The following is a 20,962-nucleotide window of genomic DNA, read 5'->3' on the forward strand; positions in this document are numbered from 1 at the left end:
AGCCCGTGGACGGTGCTGCCGTCGCGCTGGTGACCGGGGCCGCCCGCGGGATCGGGGCCGCCACCACCCGCAGGCTCGCCTCGGCGGGCTGGCGCGTGGTGGCCGTCGACATCGGCGATGCTCCCGACGCCGCCCCCTATCCGCTCGCGACGCGGGAACAACTGTCCACTGTGGCTGCCGAGTTCCCCGGAGCGGTCGTCGACGTCGTGGCCGACGTGCGCGACGCCGACGCGCTGCGCAGGGCCGTGGCCACCGCGGAGGACGAATTCGGGCGACTGGACGCCGCGGTGGCGTGCGCCGCGGTCATGGCGGGCGGCACCCCGCTGTGGGAGGCGACCGACGCCGAATGGTCCGCGCTGTTCGACACGGGCGTGGCGGGCGTGGCCAACCTGGCCAGGGCGGCCGTGCCCGCGCTGCTGCGGTCGCCGCACGGGCGGTTCGTCGCACTCGCCTCGTCGGCGGCCCACCACGGGCTGTGGCACCTGGCCGGGTACAACGCGGCCAAGCACGCCGTGGTCGGCCTGATCAAGGGGCTGGCCGCCGATCTGCGCGGTACGGGGGTGTGCGCCACGGCGGTGTCACCGGGCTCGACGCGCACCGATCTGCTCGCCGAGACGGCCCGCCTCTACGATCTGGAGAGTATGGAGGAGTTCGCGAGTCACCAGCTGCACGAACGGCTCCTCGATCCGGATGAGGTCGCCGCCGTCGTGGCTTTCCTGTGCTCGGCGGAATCGTCGGCGATCACCGGTTCGGTCGTCCACGCCGACGGAGGATTCCAGCCGTGAAGCCAGGAACCCGGTTCACGCTCGACGTCGCGGCGCGCCGCACGGGATCGGTCGTCATCGGCGGTTCGCCCCTGCGTCTGGTGCGCCTCGGATCGGCGGGCACGCGCATGCTCGACGACTGGACGTCGGGCAGTCCGCTCACCGAGTCGCCGGGGCAGATCCGGCTGGCCCGCAAACTCGTCGACGCCGGGATCCTCCACCCGAAACCGCCGGCCGGGGCGACCGCGGCCGACGTGACGGTCGTCGTGCCGGTGAAGGACGACGCGACGAGACTGCCGCGGTTGCTGGAGGCGACCGCCGAGTGCGACGCGCGCATCGTCGTCGACGACGGCTCCCGCGAGCCCGTGCCGGATGCGACGGTGCGGCACGACGAGCCGAAGGGTCCTGCCGCGGCGCGCAATGCCGGGTGGCGGGCTGCGCGTACCGAGTTCGTCGCCTTCCTCGACGCCGACACCGTGCCCGAACCGGGGTGGCTGCAGTCGCTGTTGCCGCACTTCAGTGACCCGTCGGTGGTCGCGGTGGCCCCGCGCGTGCGCAGCTCGCCCGGCGACGGACTGCTCGCCGACTACGAGCTCGAGCAGTCCAGTTTGGACCTCGGAACGAACCCCGCCCCCGTACGGCCGATGAGCAAGGTCAGCTACGTGCCGACCGCGGCGCTGGTCGTCCGCCGCGGTGCGCTCGTCGCCGCGGGCGGATTCGACGAGGACCTGCGCTACGGCGAGGACGTCGACCTCGTGTGGCGGCTGCTCGACGTCGGCGCCGTGCGCTACGAACCGGCGTCGATCGTGCGCCACGCGCCGCGGCCGACCCTGCGCGCATGGCTCCGGCAGCGGTTCGACTACGGGACCTCGGCCGCTCCCCTGTCGGAACGCCACCCCGAACGCCTCGCACCCGCGCGCGTGTCGGCGTGGACGACGGCCGCGTGGGCGCTGGCCGCACTGGGCCGTCCGCTGCCCGCCGCCGCGGTCGCGGCCGGGGCGACCGCCCTGCTCAGCCGCAGGCTGTCGACATCCACGCGGGACGTGCCCACCGCTGAGGTCGTCCGGCTGGCCGCCCGTGGGCAGCTCGGCGCGGGACGGCTGCTCGCCGCCGCGTCCCGCCGGGTGTGGTGGCCGCTGCTGCTGCCCACCCGCCGCGGCCGCAGGGTGCTGGCCGCGGCGTACACCCCGTTCGCCGTGCAGACGGCCTCCCCCGGGCGGCTCGCACTGCGCATCGCCGACGACGTCGCCTACGGGGCGGGTGTGTGGACCGGCTGCGTGCGGCACCGGACGGCGACTCCCCTGCTGCCCCAGTTCACCGAGCGTCCGTTCGCGCAGGGCCGAGGGCGGTGACTTCCAGCGGAAGCGCACTCGGGTCGGCCCGCTGGCCCGAGGTGGGTGCCTCGGTGCTCGCCGTGCCCCTCGGGGCGACCGAGCAGCACGGGCCCCATCTTCCGCTGGACACCGACACAACGGTCGCCGCCGAGCTGTGCCGCCGCCTCGCCGGCCGGGTCGCCGATGTCGTCGTCGCGCCTGCCGTGCCGTACGGCGCCAGTGGGGAGCACGCCGGGTTCCCCGGCACGCTGTCGATCGGCACGCAGGCACTGGAGCTGCTGCTGGTGGAGCTGGGCCGGTCGTGCGACCGCTTCCGCGGCGTGGTGTTCGTCAACGGTCACGGCGGCAACCGGGCAGCACTCGAGGCCGCGGTGCGGCTGCTGCGGTTCGAGGGCAGGCGGATCCTCGCGTGGGCGCCGTCGGGGCCGCAGGACGACAGCCACGCGGGCCGCACCGAGACGTCGGTGATGCTGCGGCTGCGCCCCTCCGACGTCCGGCTCGACGTCGCGGAACCGGGCGCCACGGCACCGCTGCCGGAGTTGATGGACGAGCTGGTGCGCGGCGGGGCCGGCGCGGTGAGCACGAACGGCGTCCTCGGCGATCCGACGGGCGCGACGGCGGCCGAGGGCGAGCGCATTCTGGAGACGTGGGTCGCGGACCTCGCCGGCGCGGTGCGCACGTGGCTCGACCGCCTCCCGGTTCACGATTCCTGATCGGCCGGACCGATCCGGGCCTCCAACTCCGCGGCACGCCGCAACAACCGGCCCGCGAGCCGCTGGAGATGCTCGCCGATCACCCGGAGCCCCTCCGGGGGCAGTTCACCGCCGTCCTGGTGGGCGAGCAGTTCGACGACGGCCTCGCCCAGCCGCGTGTTCACCGCGGACAGATCCGCGAGCAGCTCCCGGTCCCGACGGATCATGCGTGTCCCCCTGCAGTGGGCTGCGTCCAGATACGGCGCCGACGATACCAGCGCGGACCGACGCGGTGTGGTTCGGTACGACGCGGCGCGAGCAGATGTATCGGGTGCCGCGCCGGCCCGCGAAGATGCGATCATCACCGATACGAGGGACGCGCCGGTTCGTCCCGCCTGCCGGAGCGACGAAGGAGACGTGCGGTGAGCAGCACAGACCGCGACAGCGCGTTGCGTGCCGTCGAGGACAGCCTGGACAAGCCCTCGGCGGCCCGGGTCTACGACTACTTCATCGGCGGCGAGACGAACTACGCCATCGACAGGGCGTTCGCCGAGAAGGCCCGCGAACGGATCCCACTGCTGGGCGAGTACTGCAGGACGAGCAGGCAGTTCCTCGGCCGCACGGTGCGTTGGTGCGCCGCCGAGGCCGGCCTGCGCCAGTTCGTCGACCTGGGCTCGGGCCTGCCGACGGCGGGCAACGTCCACGAGGTCGCCGACGAGGCGCGTCCGCAGCACGACACCCGCGTCGTCTACACCGACAACGAGCCGATCGCGCTGACCCACTCGGAGATGCTGCTGGCCGACACGGCCGACACCGACCGGCACGTCGCCATCGCCGCCGATCTGATGGACCCCGACGAGCTGTGGTCCCGCGTCATGGCCACGAACCTCATCGACCGCGACGAGCCCGTGGTGCTGCTGGTCAACGCGGTGCTGCACTTCATCAAGGACGAGGAGAACCCGGACCGGCTGCTCGAGTTCTACCGCGGACAGCTTCCTGCCGGCTCGATGCTCGTGCTCTCGCAGATGACCAACGAGAACCCCACGAGCGAGTCCGAACGCAAGGCACTCCAGGACCTCGTCGACTACTACGAGAACACGACGAATCCGGGCCAGCTGCGCACGTCGGAGGAGTTCACGCGTTTCTTCGGCGATTTCGAGATGGTCGAGCCCGGCCTGGTGTACGCACCGGCCTGGCGCCCGGACGCCGACACCCTGTTTGCCCGCGTCCCCTCGGAGTCCCGGGTGATCGGAGGCGTGGCCCGCAAACCCGCCTGAGCCGACCACGCCGTGTTGCACCCCCAGGAGCCCGTGTTGCGGGTTCAGGAGCCCGTGTTGCGCCCTCCGGGGCCCGTGTTGCGGATTCCGGGGCGCGTGTTGCGAACTCGGGAGCCCGTGTTGCGCCCCCAGGAGCCCGTGTCGTCCATTCGGGCGGTCGTCCGGTTCGCCTGAGCGCATGATCACACTGGCAGGCCGGGCCGGTGCGCGCGATCATGGGTGTATGGCCTTCGGTGCCGCCATCCCCACGGGGTCGGGACACGCCGGGTACGCCGAGCGCGTCGCAACCCTTCGCGCCCACCTGGCCGACCTCCCGGAGGGGACGCCGGTCCGGCTGGCGAAGGGCACCTCGAACCTGTTCCGGCCGCGGTCCCGCGCCACGGCGGGGCTCGACGTGTCGGCCTTCGACCACGTGCTGTCGATCGATCCGCAGAACCGGACCGCCGACGTCGAGGGCATGGTCACCTACGAGCGGCTCGTCGACGCGACGTTGCCGCACGGCCTGATGCCGCTCGTCGTTCCGCAGCTCAAGACGATCACGCTGGGCGGGGCGGTCACGGGACTGGGCATCGAGTCGTCGTCGTTCCGCGAGGGCATGCCCCACGAATCCGTGGTGGAGATGGACATCCTCACGGGTGCGGGAGACGTGGTGACCGCGACCCCGGACGGCGAGCACAGCGACCTGTTCTTCGGGTTCCCCAACTCCTACGGAACGCTGGGATACGCGCTGCGCCTGCGGATCGAACTCGCGCCGGTGCGCCCGTACGTACGACTCGAACACCTGCGTTTCTCCGATCCGGCACGCTACTTCGAGCGCCTGGCGCGTGCGTGCCGCGACCGGGAGGCCGACTTCGTCGACGGCACCGTCTTCGCTCCCGACGAGCTGTACCTGACGTTGGCCACGTTCAGCGGCGAGCCCGACGAGGTCAGCGACTACACGTGGATGGACGTCTACTACCGCTCGATCAGGGAGAAGACGGTCGACCATCTGCCGATCCGCGACTACCTGTGGCGGTGGGACACCGACTGGTTCTGGTGTTCGCGCGCGCTCGGAGCGCAGAACCGGCTCGTGCGGCTGCTCGCGGGTCCACGTCTGCTGCGTTCCGATGTGTACTGGAAGATCGTCGGTTTCGAACGCAGGCACCGGCTGTGGGAGCGTGCGAGCCGGCTGCTGGGCAGGCCCGAGCGCGAAGCGGTGATGCAGGACATCGAGGTGCCGGTGCACCGCGCCGAGGAGTTCCTGACGTTCCTGCACCGGGAGATCCCCATCAGTCCGGTGTGGATCTGCCCGCTGAGTGGGCGGGACGCGCGCCGGTGGCCGCTGTACGAGCTCGACCCGGACGAGCTGTACGTCAACTTCGGTTTCTGGGGCACGGTGCCGCTCGAGCCAGGCGAACCGCAGGGTTCGCACAACCGGCGGGTGGAGAACGTGGTTACCGAACTCGACGGACGGAAATCCCTGTACTCGGAGAGTTTCTACGACCGCGACACGTTCTGGCGGTTGTACGGAGGGAATCAAGGACAGACGTACCAGGCCCTGAAGCATCGCTACGACCCGAACGGGAGATTGCTGGACCTGTACGCCAAGTGCGTTCAAGCGAGGTGATGAGGCATGGGGGCGAGCCGTCCCTTCTCGACAGCACTCTTCTCCCGGTTGGCGTCGTCGGGGCCACCGCTGCCCGCCAGGGCGGGGTCCCGATCGGCTGACTCGACGGCGTTGGACGCGATCCTGCGCCGCGTGCTCGGGGACGACCCGCCCGTGGCCGTGACCGCGTTCGACGGCACGGTGGTCGGTGACCCGGACTCGGCGCTGCAGCTGCACATCCGCACGCCGACGGCCCTGAGCTACGTGCTCACCGCGCCCAACGAACTCGGGTTGGCGCGGGCCTACGTCACGGGACATCTCGACGTGACCGGCGACGTCTACCAGGTGCTGCGCGCACTGACGAGCGTGGCCGAGAACCTCACGACGGCCGATCGGATGTGGCTGGCCGGCCGTCTCGCACGGGACTTCACCGACCGGCTGCGGCCGGTGCCGATCCCCGTCGAGGAGGCGCCGTCGCGGCTCCGCAGGACCGCACGTGGCCTCCGGCATTCCAAGGCGCGCGACAGCGACGCGATCTCCCGGCACTACGACGTCTCGAACCGCTTCTACGAGCTGGTGCTCGGCCCGTCGATGGCCTACACGTGCGCCTGCTACCCGGAGGATGCGGCCACGCTGGAGCAGGCACAGTTCCACAAGTTCGACCTCGTGTGCCGAAAGCTCGGTCTGAAGCCGGGGATGCGCCTGCTCGACGTGGGCTGCGGTTGGGGCGGCATGGTCGCCCACGCCGTGGAGCACTACGGGGTGCGGGCGATCGGCGTCACCCTCTCGCGCCAGCAGGCGGAGTGGGGACAGCGGGACCTCGAGGCCAGGGGCCTGGCCGATCGCGGCGAGATCCGCCATCTGGACTACCGCGACGTGCCCGAGACCGGGTTCGACGCGGTGTCGTCCATCGGGCTCACCGAACACATCGGCGCGCGGAACCTGCCGTCGTACTTCCGCTTCCTGCACTCGAAGTTGCGTCCCGGCGGACGGTTGCTCAACCACTGCATCGTGCGCCCGCACACCTACGACTCCCATCGGACGGGCCCGTTCATCGACCGCTACGTCTTCCCGGACGGCGAACTCGAGGGCGTCGGGACGATCGTGTCGGCGATGCAGGACCACGGGTTCGAGGTACGGCACGCGGAGAACCTGCGGGAACACTACGGGCGCACCCTCGCGGCGTGGTGCGCCAATCTCGACGCGCACTGGGAGGCGGCGGTGGCCGAGGCGGGCGTGCAGCGGGCCAGGGTGTGGGCGCTGTACATGGCGGCCTCCCGGCTGTCGTTCGAACGTCATGAGCTCGAGCTGCAGCAGGTGCTCGGCGTGAAACCCGACGCCGCGGGCGGGTCGTCGATGCCGCTTCGCCCGGACTGGGGGGTGTGAGCCGTGCGCGTGGCACCGCCCCGCATCGGTGCCACACCCGGCGCGGTGGGCGCACCGGACTACGCCTCCGCCTTCCGCGTGCCGACGGCGGCGGCCCGCAGGCGTTCGCCGCGGGAATGGACGCGTGCGGTGTTCGAGGGCGCGCCCGCGCCGTTGGCGCTGTTCGTGCGTTGGGGATGGCTGGCCGTGCTCCGGTTGCGCCTCAGTGAGGACCCCGAGGCGGTGGCGGGCTGGAGACCCACGACGCTCGACCCCGGCACCTCCGACGCCCCCGACACCTCTGAGACAGCCGGAAACTCCGACGCTGCCGCACTGGAGGCCGAATCGCCGCTGCTGGAGGCGTGCAACGTGGCGTTCGTCGACGACGACGGTGTCACGTGGGCGACCTACGTCCGGTTCCGTGGTGGCCTCGGCCGCGCGGTGTGGGCGGTGGCGGCGCGGATCCACCACGTCGTCATCCCCTACCTGCTGCGGCGGGCGGTGCGGCGCACGGAACGGGAGTGAACGGGACTGTCGGCCCGGTCGGCTACGGTGCCAGCGTGATCGAGCACCTGAGCATTCCCACGCCCGCAGGCGATTTCGACGCGATCGCGGCCGGTCCGCAGGACGGACGTCCGGTTCTGCTGCTGCACGGCTTTCCCGAGGCGGCGGTCGAATGGGAGCACCAGGTCGCTCGCCTGGGCGGTGAGGGCTTTCGCGCCGTGGCCCCCGATCAGCGGGGCTACTCCCCCGGCGTGCGCCCGGACGACGTCGCCGCGTACGCGATGGACGAGCTGGTCGGGGATGTCGTCGCGATGGCAGACGCGTTGGAGTGGCGGCGGTTCGACCTGGTCGGGCACGACTGGGGCGGTGCGGTCGCGTGGTGGACGGCCGACCGCCACCCCGAGCGACTGCGCAGTCTGACGGCGGTGTCGACGCCCCATCCGCGTGCGCTGGGTGCGGCACTCCGCAGCGACGAGGACCAGGCCCTGCGATCGCAGTACATGCGCGACTGGCAGAGTCCGCGCACCGAGGAGCGGATGCTCGCCGACGGCGGCGAACCGCTGCGCCGGATGTACGAGTGGAAGGTGCCGCGCGCCCGCGTGGACGACTACCTCGCACGGTTGTCCGAGCCGGGAGCGCTGACGGCGGCGCTGAACTGGTACCGGGCGCCCACGCCGCGGGACCGAATCGGGGAGATCACCGTGCCCACGTTGTACGTCTGGAGCACCGAGGACGTCGCGCTCGGTTCGACCGCCGCACTCGACACCGAGAACTGGGTGAGCGGGCCGTACGAGTTCCAGATGCTCGAGGACGTGACGCACTGGGTTCCCGAGGAGGTTCCCGAGCAGCTCACCGCGCTCCTGCTCGACCACCTGCGCAGGCACTGACCGCCTTCTCGTCGTCGAACACCACGCCGCCGGTCGTAACCGGATCGGAGCATGGTGTCCGTTTTTCCTTGCGTTCACGCGCGCGAGCGCACAGGATTTGAATTTCCTTCACGTTATCCGGCGGATAGGTGAACACATGAAGATGCGCGCGCTGGCACTGGTCATGACGGTGGCCGTCGGGTCCTGCCTGCTCACGGGAACCCCGGCCGCCGGGCAGCCGCCCCACGAGGGACGGGACAAGCCGCGCGCATCGCAGCCCTACCTCGTCGGACGCGGCGTCGCGGACGCCACCGGCGAGATCGCCGAGGTCGGCATGATGGGCTACGGCCGGATCGACCAGCAGGCGGCAGGTCTGCACAACCGGCTGCGCTCGCGCGCGTTCGTCGTCGCCGACCCGGAGACCTCGCAACGCGTGCTCATGGTCGTGGTCGACGCGGGCATGATCTTCGACAGCGTGCGACAGGAGGTCCTGCGCCGGCTCCAGGAGCGCTACGGCGACACCTACAACGAGAGCAACGTGATGATCACCGCCACCCACACGCACTCCGGGCCGGGCGGGCACTCCCATCACCTGCTCTACAACATCACCACGCTCGGCTTCCACGAGAAGACGTTCGGCGCGATGACCGACGGCATCGTCGAATCGGTGGACCGCGCGCACGCCGACCTGGCCCCGGCGTCACTCACGCTCACCCACGACGAACTCACGACCGCGAGCGCGAACCGCTCCCGTGAGGCGTTCGACCGCAACCCCGACGAGGACAAGAAGCACTTCCCCGACGCCATCGACCCGCAGACGTCGTTGTTGCGCATCGAGCGGGACGGCGAGCCGGTCGGGGCGATCAACTGGTTCGCCAACCACGCGACCAACATGTCCGGGGACAACCGGCTGATCAGTGCCGACAACAAGGGATACGCCGCCTACCGCTGGGAACGGGAACGCGGTGGCGGTGACTATCGCGGCGGGGCGAATCCGCCGTTCGTGGCGGCGTTCGCGCAGACCAACGCCGGCGACATCTCGCCGAACGTCGACCTGACACCACCCAGCACGCCGGAGGACTTCGACCGGACGGTCGCCAACGGCACCCAGCAGTACGAGGCGGCCGCCGCACAGCTGAACTCCCCCGGAACGCCACTGGCAGGCGGGGTCGACTCGCGGATCGTCTACGTCGATATGTCCGATGTGGAGGTTCGTCCCGAGTTCACCGGCGACGGGCGCACCCACCGCACGTGCAAACCCGCCGTCGGTGCAGCCATGGCGGCGGGCAGCCTCGAGGACGGGCCCGCGTTCCCCGGCTTCGACGAGGGGAACAATCCGTTCTGGGACACGGTGTCGCACTCCGTGCTGTACAAGGCGTCACCGAAGCTCAAGGCCTGTCAGGCGCCGAAGGGCGTGTTCGCCCCGATCGGCGCGATGAACCGCATCTACCCGTGGGTGCAGGAGAAGTTCCCCGTCCAGCTGGTGCGCATCGGGGACCTGTACCTGATCGGCGTTCCCGGCGAGGCGACGATCACGTCCGGACTGCGGCTGCGCCGCACCGTGGCCGAGGCGGTGGGCGCGGACCTGAGCAACGTGCTCGTGGCGGGCTACAGCAACGCCTACTTCCACTACCTGGCCACCCCCGAGGAGTACGACGCCCAGCACTACGAGGGCGGCAGCACCCTGTTCGGCCGCTGGCAACTGCCCGCGATGCAGCAGACCGTGCACGGGCTCGCGACTGCGATGCGCGACGGTGCCGAGGTGCCCATCGGCGACAAGCCCGCCGACCTGTCCGGCAGGCAACTGCGCCTGCAGCCGGGCGTCGTACTGGACACCCCGCCTCTGGGCAGGAGTTTCGGGGACGTGCTCGACCCGCCTGCCGAGTCCTACGCGGCAGGCGACGAGGCGCAGGCGACGTTCGCGGGCGCCCACCCGAGCAACGATTTGCACCGCGGCGGCACCTACCTCGAGGTGCAGCGGTGGAACGGGCGAGCGTGGGAGACGGTCGCCGACGACGGCGACTGGTCGACGAAGCTCGAGTGGAAACGGCACGGCGTCTCGTCGTCGCGGGTGACGATCAGGTGGCGCACGCCGGAGGACGCCGAGGGCACCTACCGCATCCGCTATCGGGGCAACGCGAAGAACGCACTGGGCAGGGTCACCCCGATCACCGGCGCGACCCAGGGATTCACCGTCCGCTGACCCGATTCGCCACCCCGAGGGCCCGCCGCCCGCACACGGGAGTGCGCCGGTGGACGACGAGAAGGTCGCCCCGTTCGGCCGCTGGACCGTCGCCCACCGCGTGCCATACCGTCACGGCGGGGCGCCATCTGAGTCAACGACGACACGGAGATGGCCATGGGCACATTGGAAGGCACGGTCGCGTTCATCACCGGCGCCGCACGAGGTCAAGGACGCAGTCACGCGGTGGCACTGGCGCGCGAGGGCGCCGACATCATCGCCGTCGACACGACCGCGAAGCTGGACACCATTCCCTATCCGCTCGCCACCGCGGCGGACCCTCGTCCAAGGCCGGACTGATCATGCTCATGAAGGTGCTGGCGAAGGAGCTGGCACCCCACGACATCCGCGTCAACACGGTGCATCCGACCGCCGTGGCCACGGACATGATCCTCAACGAGTCGCTGTACCGTCTGTTCGCGCCGGACGTGGACAACCCGACGCGTGCGGACTTCGAGAAGGCGGCCCAGGACCTCAACGCGCTGCCGGTGGTCACGCTCGAAACCGGAGGACGTCACCGAGCAGGTGCTGCACCTGGTTTCCGACCATGGCCGCTACATCACCGGCTCCACGCACCTGGTCGAGGCGGGCACCAACCTGTGAGCCCGGCATCAGCGGCGCGGTAGGCGCCTGACCGGACGCCGCGGTGCCGACCGGCGGAATGCCGAGGGCACCGCGGCGTCCCGGCGTTCCAAGGCCGCGGAGGGCCGCTGCTGCGCACCGGCCCCGGTCAGCGGCTGCCGGGCAGGAACTCCTGGAGTTTCGTCTTCGCGCCCTGCATCAGCACGTGCCAGGCGTTCGGATCGCCCTTGACGAGCGCCTGCGCGGTGGAGGTCATCTGCTCGAGCGTGGCGTGCGGCGGGATCGGCGGGACCTCGGGGTCGCAGTGCACGTCCAGCAGCGCCGGGCCCGTGCCGCCGAGCACCCGGTCCCAGGCCGGACCCAACTGGTCCGGGTCGTCGATCGTGAGGGTGTCGAAGCCGAGGGCGGCCGCGAACGTCGCGTACGAGACGTCCGGAAGCGACTGCGACTCCTCGAACTTCGGCGCACCGCCCATGGCCCGCAACTCCCACGTGACCTGGTTGAGGTCGTGGTTGTGGAACACGCACACCACGAGCCGCCGGTCGGTCCACAACTCGCGGTATCTGGCGACGGTCAGCAGTTCGGCCAGTCCGTTCATCTGCATCGCCCCGTCGCCGACCAGTGCGATCACGGGACGGTCCGGGTGGGCGAACTTGGCGCCGATGGCGTACGGCACGCCGGCGCCCATCGTGGCGAGCGTGCCCGACAGCGACGCCCGCATGCGCCCGCGGATCCGCAGGTTCCTGGCGAACCAGTTCGTCGACGAGCCCGAATCGCCGGTGATGATCGCGTCCTCCGGCAGCCGTGCGGACAACTCGTGCACCACGCGCTGCGGGTTCACCGGTTTCGCGGCGAGCATCGCCTGCTGACGCATGGTGTCCCACCACTCGGAGACGTTCGAGGAGATCTCCGAACGCCACGCCGCGGCGTTCTTGCGCCGGATCTGCGGCAGCAGGGCCCGCAACGTCGCCTTGGCCTCACCGACCAGGTTCACCTCGGTCGGATACCGCATGCCGAGCACGCCGGGGTCGAGATCGATCTGCACCGCCCTGGCCTGGCCGAACTCGGGCAGGAACTGGCTGTAGGGCATGTTCGAACCGACGATGAGCAACGTGTCGCAGTCGCGCATCATCTCGTAGGTGGGCCGCGTGCCGAGCAGGCCGATCGAGCCGGTCACGTACGGCAGCTCGTCCGACAGCACGTCCTTACCCAGCAGCGCCTTCGCGACACCCGCACCGGTCAGTTCGGCGAGCTGCATCACCTCGTGCGCGGCGTTGCGGGCGCCCTGGCCGACCAGCATCGCCACCCGTTCGCCCGCGTTCAGCACCTCGGCGGCACGGGCGATCTCGTCCTCCGGCGGCAGAACGACCGACCGGGGTGTGCTCGGCGGCCCGGACGGAACGTGCTTGAACTCGTGCTGCGGCGGGCTGTAGTCCTGCTCCTGCAGGTCCGCCGGGATGATCACCGCCGTGACGGTCCGCTCGCCCCACGCGGTACGCAGCGCACGGTCGAGGGCGTTGGGCAGCTGTTCGGCGGCGTTGACCTCGACGAGATAGTCGGACGCGACGTCCGACAGCAGCGCCTGGAGATCGACCTCCTGCTGGTAGCTGCCGCCCATCGCGGTGCGTGCGGTCTGCCCGACGATCGCGACGACGGGCACGTGGTCGAGTTTCGCGTCGTAGAGCCCGTTCAGCAGGTGGATGGCACCGGGGCCCGACGTGGCCATGCACACGCCGACGTTGCCGCTGAACTTGGCGTAGCCGACGGCCTGGAACGCCGACATCTCCTCGTGCCGGGACTGGACGAACCGCGGCCGGTTGTCGGCGTCGCCGAACGCCGCGACGATGCCGTTGATGCCATCGCCGGGATAGCCGAACACCTGCTCGACGTCCCATTCACGCAGTCGCCGCAGTACCTGGTCACCGACCGTTTCCGCCATCACGTCTCCCGTTGTCGACTCCTCGGGGCCGTCCCGGGGCTACCCACCGGGCGGCGCAGCAACCCGGTCGTACGATGAGGCGCGTGAAGCACATCCACGCGGGCAAGGTCAGGGATCTCTACGACGACGGCGGCGACATCCTGCTCGTCGCCTCCGACCGCATCTCGGTCTACGACGTGACCCTGCCGACCCCGATCCCCGACAAGGGTGCGCTGTTGACCCAGCTGTCCCGCTGGTGGTTCGACCGGTTCGCCGATCTGGTCCCGAACCACGTGATCTCGGCCACCGACGTACCCGGCGAGTTCGCGGGGCGCGCGCTGCGGTGCAGACCGCTGTCCATGGTGAAGGTGGAGTGCATCGCCCGCGGCTACCTGTCCGGTTCGGGCCTGAAGGAGTACCGCGAACGCGGCACCGTGTCCGGCGTCGCGCTCCCCGACGGACTGGTGGAGGGCAGCGAGCTGCCCGAGCCGATCTTCACGCCGACCACGAAGGCCTCCGAGGGCCACGACGAGTCGATCACCTTCGACGACGTGGTCGCCCAGGAGGGCGGCGAGACGGCCGAACGGCTGCGGGAGCTGACATTGGCGCTGTATCGCGCGGGTGCGCGGCACGCCGCCGAGCGCGGGATCATCGTCGCCGACACGAAGGTCGAGTTCGGCTGGGACGCCGAGGGCACGCTCACGCTCGGCGACGAGGTGTTGACGTCGGACTCGTCGCGGTTCTGGCCCGCCGACGAGTGGCAGCCCGGCCGTCCGCAGCACGCGTTCGACAAGCAGTTCGTGCGTGACTGGGCGACGTCCACGGGCTGGGACAAGACTCCGCCGGGACCGGAGATCCCGGCCGACGTCGTCGAGGCCACCCGCGCTCGGTACGCCGAGGCCTACGAACGCATCACGGGCCACAGCTGGACGGCCTGAGCACGGCCCTTGGCCTGAGCGAACAACTGGTGGCTACTCCGCCGCGGCCGGTGGCTCGGTGCCCCGTTCCCCGGACACCGGCCACTCGCCCCATCCCTGCACGTGTGCGAACGCGGCGATGACCAGCACGATCGCCGCGAGCAACACCAGGCCGAAGTTCAGCGTCACCAGGCCGAGCACGATCAGCACGGCCGCGAACAGGTCGAGGCCGCGGCGCAGCACCCGCGCACCCGCCCACCGGCGCGGCGGAGCCCCGCGGCCGAAGGCCTTCGCCAGTTCCGGGTCGTCGTGGTAAAGCCGGCCACCGATCCGTTCGAGTTCCTCGCGTTCGCGACGACTCAACATGGCGTTCCCCGTCCTCGCTTCACATCCGTCGGCGTCTTGCGACGACTACCCGACCGGCCGCGGCACAAACCCCGAGGTGTCGGCCCACACAGCGAGGAACCAGGGCCGACCGGACGTAACGCCCGGATGTCGCAATCGGCGCCGACCCGGCGTGTGCCGTGATCGCCCGGTAATGATCGCGCGCCGGTTCCGGAAACACGGCGTTCCTAGCGTGAGCGGCCGACGCGGTCGAACGCTTCCTGCACGCGCACACCGCCGCGTCATGGCCTCGGTCCCCCACGGAAGGCGAATCCGACGTGACATCGGCGAGCACTGCACTGCGGCGTGGCCGCGTTCTGCGCGCGGCGGCGCTGGCCGTCACCGCATCCGTTCTGTTGGTCTCGTGCGGCAACCGTGTCGACGACGCGGGCGACACGGCGGCGGAGTCCTGTGTGGACACCTCGGGCGACTCGGTCAAGATCGGGTTCGTCAACTCGCTGTCCGGCACCATGGCGATCAGCGAGAAGACGGTGCACGACTCGCTGCAGCTGGCCGCCCAGCAGATCAACGACGACGGCGGAGTGCTCGGCAAGAAGCTCGAGGTGGTCAGCGAGGACGGCGCGTCCGAGCCGACCGTGTTCGCCGAGAAGGCGGGCAAGCTGACCGGGGACGACTGCGTGGCGGCGTTGTTCGGCGGATGGACCTCGTCCTCGCGCAAGGCGATGCTGCCCGTGGTCGAGGGCGCGGGCTCGCTGCTGTTCTACCCGGTGCAGTACGAGGGTCTCGAGTCGTCGCCGAACATCTTCTACACCGGTGCGACGACGAACCAGCAGATCGTGCCCGCCCTCGACTACCTGGCCGAGCAGGGCGCGAAGTCGCTGTTCCTCGTCGGCTCCGACTACGTGTTCCCGCGGACGGCCAACAAGATCATCAAGCAGTACGCAGAGGCCCACGACATCGAGATCAAGGGTGAGGAGTACGCCCCGCTGGGCCACACCGACTTCTCCACGATCACGAACAAGGTGCGCCAGGCCGGCGCCGACGCGGTGTTCAGCACGCTCAACGGCGATTCCAACGTGGCCTTCTTCAAGGAGTACCGCAACGCGGGGCTCTCGGCCGACGACATGCCCGTCATGTCGGTGTCGATCGCCGAGGAGGAGGTCGAGGGCATCGGCAAGGCGAACCTCGAGGGCCAGCTGACGGCGTGGAACTACTACCAGACCGTCGACACGCCCGAGAACGAGAAGTTCGTCGAGGCCTTCCGCGCCGAGTACGGCGACCAGCGCGTGACCTCCGACCCGATGGAGGCCGCCTACACCTCGCTGTTCCTGTGGAAGGAGATGGTCGAGAAGGCCGAGTCGTTCGCGACCGACGACGTCCGCAGGGCAGCCGACGGCGTCACCGTCGACGCGCCCGAGGGCACGGTGACGGTCGACGGCGACAACCAGCACATCGCCAAGACCTCCCGCGTCGGTGAGATCGGCTCCGACGGGCTCATCCACACCGTGTGGGACTCGGGCGAGCCGATCGAGCCCGACCCCTATCTCAAGGGCTACGACTGGGCCGGCGAGCTGGCCGACGGCTGACGGGTTCGGTCTCGCGGGCCCGCCCTGACCACCGGGGCGGGCCCTCCCGGATGCGGAAAGGACGTTCGTGGACGCATTCTCCAGTCAGCTCTTCGCCGGTCTCTCACTCGGATCGGTGCTGCTCCTGGCCGCGCTCGGCCTGGCGCTGACCTTCGGCCAGATGGGCGTCATCAACATGGCCCACGGCGAGTTCATCATGGCGGGCGCCTACACCGCCTACGTCGTGCAGGGCGTCGTCGGCAACGCCGGGGTGTCGCTGGTGCTGTCGATCCCGATCGGCTTCGTCGTGGGCGGCGCGCTCGGCGTGGCACTCGAGGCGACGCTCCTGCGTCGCATGTACCACCGTCCGCTCGACACCCTGCTGGTCACCTGGGGCGTTGCGCTCATCCTCCAGCAGTTGGCGAGGGACATCTTCGGGGCGCCCAATGTGGACGTCCGGGCGCCGGCATGGCTGTCCGGCAACGTCGACCTCGGTTTCGCGCAGGTCTCGGCGGCGCGGCTGTTCATCCTCGTGCTGTCGGTCGCGGCGGTCGCCGGTCTCGGCGCGCTGCTCAAGGCGTCGTCGTTGGGCAGGCGCATCCGCGCGACCGTGCAGAACCGCGACCTCGCCGAGACGGTGGGCGTGTCGACCCGCTCCACCGATCGCTTGACGTTCTTCATCGGTTCCGGCCTGGCCGGGGTCGCAGGTGTCGCCCTGACGCTGCTCGGGTCGACGGGACCGACGCTCGGCACCAACTACATCGTCGACGCGTTCCTGGTCGTGGTGGCAGGCGGCATCGGCCAGATCAAGGGATGCGTGATCGCCGCGTTCGGGCTCGGGCTGATCCAGGCGACGTTCGAGTACTCCACGACCGCCAGCCTCGCGAAGGTCGGCGTGCTCGTGGTGGTCGTCGTGTTCCTGCAGGTCCGTCCACAGGGGATCTTCAGCGTGCGGACGAGGAGTCTCGTATGACGGGGAAGGCGGTGGGCGGGAACGTCCGGCGCAGCCTGCCGACGATCGCCGGTTTCGCCGGCATCGCCGTGGCACTGCTGGTGGTGGCTCCCTCGCTGCTGTCGGCGTTCCGGCTGTCGTTGCTCGGGCAGTTCGTGTGTTTCGCGATCGTGGCCGTCGGCATCGGACTCGCCTGGGGTCGCGGTGGCATGCTCACGCTCGGCCAGGGCGTCTACTTCGGCCTCGGTGCCTACGTGATGGCGATGCACATGAAGCTCGACGACGCCGGACCCGGTGGCGTTCCGGACTTCATGCAGCTCTACGGCAGCGGCGAGGTGCCGTGGTGGTGGGAACCGTTCCGCTCCCCGCTGGTCACGCTCGTGGCGGTCGTCGCGGTACCGGGGATCGTCGCGTTCGCCCTGGGGTGGGCGATCTTCCGCCGCCGGGTTCGCGGTGCCTACTTCGCGATCCTGTCGCAGGCGCTGGCCGCGGCGTTCGCGATCCTGCTGATCGGCCAGCAGACCACCACCGGCGGCACCAACGGCCTCAACGGATTCCGCTCGTTCTTCGGATACGACCTGTTCGACCCGGTCAACAAGCGGATGCTGTTCTTCCTCGCCTCCGCCACGCTCCTGGTGATGCTGCTGGCCGCCTGGCAACTGCACCGCAGCCGCTACGGAGAACTCCTGGTGGCGGTGCGCGACCAGGAGGAGCGCGTACGGTTCCTCGGCTACGACCCCGCGATGGTCAAGACGGTCGCCTACGTCCTCGCCGCGGTCATGGCCGGTATCGGCGGCGCACTGTTCGTCCCGATCGCGGGCATCATCTCGCCCGAGGACGTCGGCGTCGTGCCCTCGATCGGATTCCTCATCGGTGTCGCGATCGGCGGGCGCAGCACGCTCTTCGGCCCGGCACTCGGTGCACTGGCCGTGGCGTGGGCGCAGACGTCGCTGTCGGAGAGCTTCCCGTCGATGTGGACCTACTTCCAGGGCGCACTGTTCGTGTTCGTGATCGCGTTCCTGCCCGGCGGGCTCGCCGCACTGAGCGGACGCCGGCCCCTGCGCAGGCGACGACACGGAGGCGACGCGGACCCGACCGACGCGGCACCGGCTCGTGAGGAGGCCTCGGTATGAGCATGACGGCCGACTATCTCGAACTGTCCGACGTGCGCGTGGAGTTCGACGGTTTCCGTGCCGTGGACGGCGTGTCCATGACGGTGCTGCAGGGCGATCTGCGTTTCCTCATCGGACCGAACGGGGCAGGCAAGACGACCCTCGTCGACGCGATCACGGGGCTGGCGAAGGCCACCGGCTCGATCCGATTCGGACGGAGCGATCTGCTCGGCAGGCCGGTGCACCGGATCGCGCGGCTCGGCATCGGGCGCACGTTCCAGACCGCCAGCGTGTTCGAGGAGCTCTCGGTCCTGCAGAACCTCGACATCGCGGCCGGTGCGCACCGCGGCCCGCTGACCCTTCTCCGCGCCCGCACCGCGGTGCCCGCCACGGTCGAGGAGGCGCTCGAGACGGTCGGGCTCGCCGCGCACCGCGAACGGAAGGCGGGCGAGCTCTCACACGGCCAGAAGCAGTGGCTCGAGATCGGCATGCTGTTGGTGCAGAACGCGCGCGTGCTGGCGCTCGACGAACCGGTCGCGGGCATGAGCGCCGACGAACGGCAGGCCACCGGCGAGCTCCTGCACGCGGTGGGCGCCGACCGGACGGTGATCGTCGTCGAGCACGACATGGACTTCATGCGCGCGTTCGCCGACTCGGTGACCGTGCTGCACGCGGGCCGGGTGCTGGCCGAAGGCGGCGTCACCGACGTGCAGGCGGATCCGCGCGTCCAGGAGGTCTACCTCGGAACGAGCGGTTCCCGTGGGGAGGTGGCGTGATGCTCGAGCTCGTCGACGTCCATGTCGGGTACGGCCGCGCGACGGTCGTCCACGGAGCGAGCGTGTCGGTGCCCGACGGCGGCGTCGCCGCGGTGCTCGGACACAACGGTGCCGGCAAGACGACGTTGCTGCGCGCCGCCGTCGGCCTGCTCACCCCCACGTCGGGACGCATCCTGCTCGACGGCGTGGACATCACGCGCCTGCGCACCAACAAGCGGGTCCACCGCGGTCTCGCCTACGTGCCCCAGGGCCAGCAGGGCTTTCCCCAACTCACCGCGGCCGAGAACCTTCAGGTGGTCGCCGACGCCCATCCCGCGGCCCGCATCGACGACGTCCTCGATCTGTTCCCCGCGCTGCGGCAGGTGCTGGCGCGCAAGGCGGGACTGCTGTCCGGCGGGCAACGTCAGCAACTGGCGATCGCGCGGGCACTGCTCACCGGACCGCGCGTGCTGATCCTCGACGAACCGACCGAGGGCATCCAGCCGTCCGTCGTCGCCGAGATCGAGCAGACGATCACGAGCCTGACCGAGGCGGGCAGCCTGTCGGTGTTGCTCGTCGAACAGCACGTCGGATTCGCCCTCGCGGCCGCACAGCGGTACTACGTGCTGGCCTCGGGCCGCGTCACCTCGACCGGGGAGGGTGGCACCGAAGCGCACGACACGGTGCGCGCCGCGATGGCGATCTGACGGGACCTGCCGTGGTCCGCGTTCTCACGCGCTGGGGTCGAGACGGACGAACCGCACCTCGCGGCCGAGTGCGCGGTAGTCCTCGTCGCTGCCGTCCACCCGGAAGCCCATCACGCGGGCCAGCCGTGCGGCGAGCTTCGGATGCCGGCGCCCGTAGTCGGCCATCAGGTCCTCGCCGGTGTCGACGTCCAGCGGGGTGGCGCGCGCGGCGGTGCGCCTGCGCCCGCTCTGCAGCGTGACGTCCGGGTTCGCCACGACGTTGCGATACCACGCCGCAGCCGTGCCGAACCCGGAGCAGACGATCACCGCGTCGCCGTCCCTGCGCACGACCTCGAGCACGACGTCGCGCCTGCGCCCACTCCGGCGTCCGGTGTGCACCAGATACACCAGCCGCCTGCCCAGCAGAGCCCCCAGGCCCCGCCGATACAGCACGATCGGCGCCCTGGCCACGGCACGCCGCCACCCCGTCGGAGGGCCCTGGTCGGAGGTCCGTTCCATGCCGGGCACGCTACGCCCGATCGCTACCCTGGCAGGTATGAAACGCCCCGTCTCGCCGTTGCCGCAGCGCAACGGGCTCGACGCCGCCCGCGTGCGGCTCCCCATGGACGGGACGTGGACGACCGTGCGCGACCACCTCGTGCACCGGTTGCACCGGCTGGAGCCCGCCCGCATCGACGAGATGGTCGCGGCGGGGCGGTTCGTCACCGCGAACGGCCCGGTCACCCCGGACACGCCCTACGTGCCCGGCGACTTCGTCTGGTTCCACCGTGACCTGCCGCAGGAGGTGCCGGTGCCGTTCGACATCGGCATCGTGTACCGCGACGACGACCTGGTGGTCGCCGACAAGCCGCACTTCCTGGCCACGATCCCCCGCGGCAAACACGTGATGCAGACGGCACTGGTGCGCCTGCGTGACGAACTCGGCCTGCCCGAACTCAGTCCGGTGCACCGGCTCGACCGCGTCACCGCCGGGCTGCTGATGTTCACCGTCCGCAGACAACTGCGTGGTCCGTACCAGAACCTGTTCCGCGACCGTGCGGTGCACAAGGAGTACGAGGCGATCGCGCCCTACGACCCCGAGCTCACCCTGCCGAGGACGGTACGCAGCCGCATCGTCAAACGGCGGGAGGTCGTGACGGCCGAAGAGGTGCCGGGCGAACCGAACGCCGAGACCTACGTCGAACTCCTCGAGCACCGCGACGGACTCGGCCGCTACCGGCTGGTGCCCGCCACGGGCCGCACGCACCAGCTCCGGGTCCATCTCGCCTCGCTGGGCGTGCCGATCGTCGGCGACTCGTTCTACCCCGTCACCTACGAGACGGCGCTGGACGACTTCCGTAATCCGCTGCAACTGCTGGCGAAGGTCCTCGAGTTCATCGATCCGCTCACCGGCGAACGCCGCCGGTTCGAGAGCCGCCGCACACTGTCGGCCTGGCCCGGCTGAGCACGAACCCGCAACACGGGTACCTGGGGGTGCAAC

General features: G+C 70.5%; 22 protein-coding genes. 18 read left to right on the forward strand and 4 right to left on the reverse strand.

The window, feature by feature from the left end; genetic code table 11:
- The first annotated feature begins 5 nt into the window (after positions 1-5).
- The 3 genes from IF64_RS0107940 to mftE are packed head-to-tail and all read left to right on the forward strand — an operon-like array spanning position 6 to position 2,811.
- Positions 6-785, forward strand: coding sequence for a mycofactocin-coupled SDR family oxidoreductase (locus IF64_RS0107940; RefSeq protein ID WP_030531380.1), 780 nt, complete (start codon positions 6-8; stop codon positions 783-785).
- Positions 782-2,116, forward strand: a complete 1,335-nt coding sequence (gene mftF / locus IF64_RS0107945; protein WP_030531381.1) for a mycofactocin biosynthesis glycosyltransferase MftF — start codon at positions 782-784, stop codon at positions 2,114-2,116. Before IF64_RS0107940 ends, mftF begins: the two co-directional genes overlap by 4 nt.
- Entirely contained in the window at positions 2,113-2,811 is a 699-nt protein-coding gene (gene mftE / locus IF64_RS0107950) for a mycofactocin biosynthesis peptidyl-dipeptidase MftE (RefSeq protein WP_084705720.1), read from the forward strand. The genes mftF and mftE overlap by 4 nt, the downstream gene beginning before the upstream one ends.
- Here mftE and IF64_RS0107955 read toward each other — a convergent pair.
- Complete coding sequence (locus IF64_RS0107955; RefSeq protein ID WP_030531383.1) at positions 2,799-3,017, reverse strand: hypothetical protein; 219 nt, start codon at positions 3,015-3,017, stop codon at positions 2,799-2,801. The genes mftE and IF64_RS0107955 overlap by 13 nt on opposite strands.
- 195 nt (positions 3,018-3,212) lie before the next feature.
- Here IF64_RS0107955 and IF64_RS0107960 point away from each other — a divergent pair, with 195 nt between their 5' ends.
- The 8 genes from IF64_RS0107960 to IF64_RS28120 all read left to right on the forward strand — a co-directional run bounded on the left by IF64_RS0107960 (position 3,213) and on the right by IF64_RS28120 (position 11,255).
- The gene (locus IF64_RS0107960) at positions 3,213-4,067 is read left to right on the forward strand and encodes an SAM-dependent methyltransferase (protein ID WP_030531384.1); all 855 of its coding nucleotides are present in this window, start codon (positions 3,213-3,215) and stop codon (positions 4,065-4,067) included.
- Between the two features lie 223 nt (positions 4,068-4,290).
- Positions 4,291-5,673: an FAD-binding oxidoreductase gene (locus IF64_RS0107970; RefSeq protein WP_145600642.1), complete on the forward strand. Its 1,383-nt coding sequence runs from the start codon at positions 4,291-4,293 to the stop codon at positions 5,671-5,673.
- Between the two features lie 6 nt (positions 5,674-5,679).
- Positions 5,680-7,038, forward strand: coding sequence for a class I SAM-dependent methyltransferase (locus tag IF64_RS0107975; protein ID WP_036875968.1), 1,359 nt, complete (start codon positions 5,680-5,682; stop codon positions 7,036-7,038).
- A 3-nt stretch (positions 7,039-7,041) separates the two neighbouring features.
- Positions 7,042-7,542: a DUF2867 domain-containing protein gene (locus tag IF64_RS0107980; RefSeq protein ID WP_030531387.1), complete on the forward strand. Its 501-nt coding sequence runs from the start codon at positions 7,042-7,044 to the stop codon at positions 7,540-7,542.
- 35 nt (positions 7,543-7,577) lie between these two features.
- Positions 7,578-8,408 carry an alpha/beta fold hydrolase gene (locus IF64_RS0107985; RefSeq protein ID WP_030531388.1) on the forward strand — a complete coding sequence of 277 codons (831 nt, stop codon included), beginning with the start codon at positions 7,578-7,580 and terminating at the stop codon, positions 8,406-8,408.
- Between the two features lie 142 nt (positions 8,409-8,550).
- Positions 8,551-10,590, forward strand: a complete 2,040-nt coding sequence (locus tag IF64_RS0107990) for a neutral/alkaline ceramidase (RefSeq protein ID WP_030531389.1) — start codon at positions 8,551-8,553, stop codon at positions 10,588-10,590.
- 156 nt (positions 10,591-10,746) lie between these two features.
- On the forward strand, positions 10,747-10,929 hold the full coding sequence (locus IF64_RS28115; RefSeq protein WP_342779960.1) for a hypothetical protein: 183 nt from the start codon (positions 10,747-10,749) through the stop codon (positions 10,927-10,929).
- Positions 10,930-10,931: 2 nt separating this feature from the next.
- Positions 10,932-11,255 carry a Rossmann-fold NAD(P)-binding domain-containing protein gene (locus IF64_RS28120; protein WP_030531391.1) on the forward strand — a complete coding sequence of 108 codons (324 nt, stop codon included), beginning with the start codon at positions 10,932-10,934 and terminating at the stop codon, positions 11,253-11,255.
- 104 nt (positions 11,256-11,359) lie between these two features.
- Here the strand turns inward: IF64_RS28120 and IF64_RS0108005 are convergent, their stop codons facing one another.
- A complete protein-coding gene (locus tag IF64_RS0108005) occupies positions 11,360-13,150 on the reverse strand; it encodes a thiamine pyrophosphate-requiring protein (RefSeq protein WP_030531392.1) in 1,791 nt (596 codons plus the stop codon).
- A 74-nt stretch (positions 13,151-13,224) separates the two neighbouring features.
- On the opposite strand from IF64_RS0108005, the gene IF64_RS0108010 reads away from it, so the two are divergent.
- Positions 13,225-14,067, forward strand: a complete 843-nt coding sequence (locus IF64_RS0108010; RefSeq protein WP_030531393.1) for a phosphoribosylaminoimidazolesuccinocarboxamide synthase — start codon at positions 13,225-13,227, stop codon at positions 14,065-14,067.
- Positions 14,068-14,100: 33 nt separating this feature from the next.
- On the opposite strand, the gene IF64_RS0108015 is transcribed toward IF64_RS0108010, so the two are convergent.
- Entirely contained in the window at positions 14,101-14,412 is a 312-nt protein-coding gene (locus IF64_RS0108015; protein WP_048808194.1) for a DUF3040 domain-containing protein, read from the reverse strand.
- 296 nt (positions 14,413-14,708) lie between these two features.
- Between IF64_RS0108015 and urtA the strand changes: the two genes are divergently transcribed.
- The 5 genes from urtA (at position 14,709) to urtE (ending at position 19,482) form a co-directional block, all read left to right on the forward strand.
- Positions 14,709-15,977 carry an urea ABC transporter substrate-binding protein gene (gene urtA / locus IF64_RS0108020; protein WP_246134854.1) on the forward strand — a complete coding sequence of 423 codons (1,269 nt, stop codon included), beginning with the start codon at positions 14,709-14,711 and terminating at the stop codon, positions 15,975-15,977.
- Positions 15,978-16,044: 67 nt separating this feature from the next.
- The gene (urtB, locus tag IF64_RS0108025; RefSeq protein WP_030531396.1) at positions 16,045-16,929 is read left to right on the forward strand and encodes an urea ABC transporter permease subunit UrtB; all 885 of its coding nucleotides are present in this window, start codon (positions 16,045-16,047) and stop codon (positions 16,927-16,929) included.
- Positions 16,926-18,041 (forward strand): urea ABC transporter permease subunit UrtC, encoded by a 1,116-nt coding sequence (gene urtC / locus IF64_RS0108030; protein ID WP_051757555.1) that lies wholly within the window; start codon positions 16,926-16,928, stop codon positions 18,039-18,041. Before urtB ends, urtC begins: the two co-directional genes overlap by 4 nt.
- Positions 18,038-18,796, forward strand: a complete 759-nt coding sequence (urtD, locus tag IF64_RS0108035) for an urea ABC transporter ATP-binding protein UrtD (RefSeq protein WP_246134853.1) — start codon at positions 18,038-18,040, stop codon at positions 18,794-18,796. Before urtC ends, urtD begins: the two co-directional genes overlap by 4 nt.
- On the forward strand, positions 18,796-19,482 hold the full coding sequence (urtE, locus tag IF64_RS0108040; RefSeq protein WP_030531399.1) for an urea ABC transporter ATP-binding subunit UrtE: 687 nt from the start codon (positions 18,796-18,798) through the stop codon (positions 19,480-19,482). The genes urtD and urtE overlap by 1 nt, the downstream gene beginning before the upstream one ends.
- Before the next feature lie 24 nt (positions 19,483-19,506).
- Here the strand turns inward: urtE and IF64_RS0108045 are convergent, their stop codons facing one another.
- Entirely contained in the window at positions 19,507-19,980 is a 474-nt protein-coding gene (locus tag IF64_RS0108045; protein WP_030531400.1) for a nitroreductase family deazaflavin-dependent oxidoreductase, read from the reverse strand.
- Between the two features lie 37 nt (positions 19,981-20,017).
- On the opposite strand from IF64_RS0108045, the gene IF64_RS0108050 reads away from it, so the two are divergent.
- Complete coding sequence (locus tag IF64_RS0108050; protein ID WP_030531401.1) at positions 20,018-20,926, forward strand: RluA family pseudouridine synthase; 909 nt, start codon at positions 20,018-20,020, stop codon at positions 20,924-20,926.
- Positions 20,927-20,962 lie beyond the last annotated feature (36 nt).

Origin of the sequence: Prauserella rugosa, from assembly GCF_000719975.1 — a bacterium.
GTDB classification, from domain to species: Bacteria; Actinomycetota; Actinomycetes; order Mycobacteriales; family Pseudonocardiaceae; genus Prauserella; species Prauserella rugosa.